Genomic DNA, 1343 nt, shown 5'->3' on the forward strand with positions numbered 1-1343 from the left:
TCTCTTTACCTGATATACATGAGAAGAGCACCGTCAATCTGAGTGACTATAAAGGCAAAGTGGTACTGGTAGATTTTTGGGCCTCATGGTGTGGTCCATGCCGTCAGTCGATGCCCGAATATAATCAACTTCGCAAGCGCCTGCACAGTAAACAAAACGGTAAAGACTTTGAAATTCTTGCTGTCAATGTTGACGTCACCACTGAAGAAGCGATGCGTTTTCTTGAACAGTACCCAGTGGATTTTCCGGTACTGGAAGAACGAAGTGGGAAATCCCAACAGGCTTACGAGCTACTCACCATGCCTACATCATTTTTGATAGATCGAGAAGGTTATATTCGCATTGCTCATCAGGGGTTTAACACGGGGTTTATTCGTTACCTCGAGAAAGAAGTCAACATGCTGCTTCAGGAGTAAACATTTAGTCTTTACCGTTTTCCGTTATTAGATTCGCATTAGTCCCATTTTCTTTGATACATTAGCGCTTCAGAACACCTTTTTGACTATCAATAATTACGGTAAAGATCATGGCTCCTAAAGTTATTCAGAACTGGCATACTGTTGTGAAAACACGAGATATCAATGCTCTAGACAATTTATTGGCTGATAACGCCACGATGTTTTCTCCGGTAGTTCATACTCCGCAAAGAGGCAAAGCCATTACAAAACTATACCTAATGGGCGCAATGCAAACGATTGCGAATGAACACTTCAAATATATTCAAGAAGTTTACAACGACCATTTTGCCGTGCTCGAATTCGAAACCCTTATTGACGGCAAAACCGTCAATGGTGTCGACATGATCACCTGGAACGAAGATGATCAAATAACTGAATTCAAAGTCATGCTGCGCCCTCTTCAGGGCATCAATGCCGTTCACAAGGCAATGGGTGAAGCGCTCGCAAAATTTCAACAAGGACAATAAACTCGTCATCACGGGGAAGCTCGCTGTGCAGTTTTCCTAATGACAAGCCAAATAGAGATTTATTGATATGAAAAGATCCTTGAAACTCCCAAGTCCTTCAAATGTATTAAGCTATGTGGTGGCTACATTAGCGATCATCGCGACGCTCTATGGCCTAGTGCTTGGCCTGCGCCTGGTTCCACCAGACCAGCTACGAATAGCAGCGGGAGTAGAAGGTAGTGCCTATTATCAAATAGCGCAACAATACCGAGAAATTTTAGCTGAGGATGGTCTTCAATTAGAGATAGTCGAAACCGCTGGTTCACGCGAAAATAGTAAACTGATTGATGCCACGAATAGCACGGTAGACATCGCCCTGATCCAAGGCGGCATTAAATCAAGCAACCCCAATATCAACGCATTGGCAGCCGTCTTTCCA

General features: G+C 43.6%; 3 protein-coding genes. All 3 read left to right on the forward strand.

Features of this window, described 5'->3' with window-relative positions:
* On the forward strand, positions 1-416 hold a 416-nt coding region (locus A3729_RS27175; protein ID WP_068634475.1), incomplete at its 5' end, for a TlpA disulfide reductase family protein.
* A 110-nt stretch (positions 417-526) separates the two neighbouring features.
* Positions 527-925 (forward strand): nuclear transport factor 2 family protein, encoded by a 399-nt coding sequence (locus A3729_RS27180; protein WP_068513165.1) that lies wholly within the window; start codon positions 527-529, stop codon positions 923-925.
* A gap of 67 nt (positions 926-992) precedes the next feature.
* A partial coding sequence (locus A3729_RS27185) for a hypothetical protein (protein ID WP_197476152.1) occupies positions 993-1343 on the forward strand: 351 nt, incomplete at its 3' end.

The organism is Oleiphilus sp. HI0043 (genome assembly GCF_001634935.1).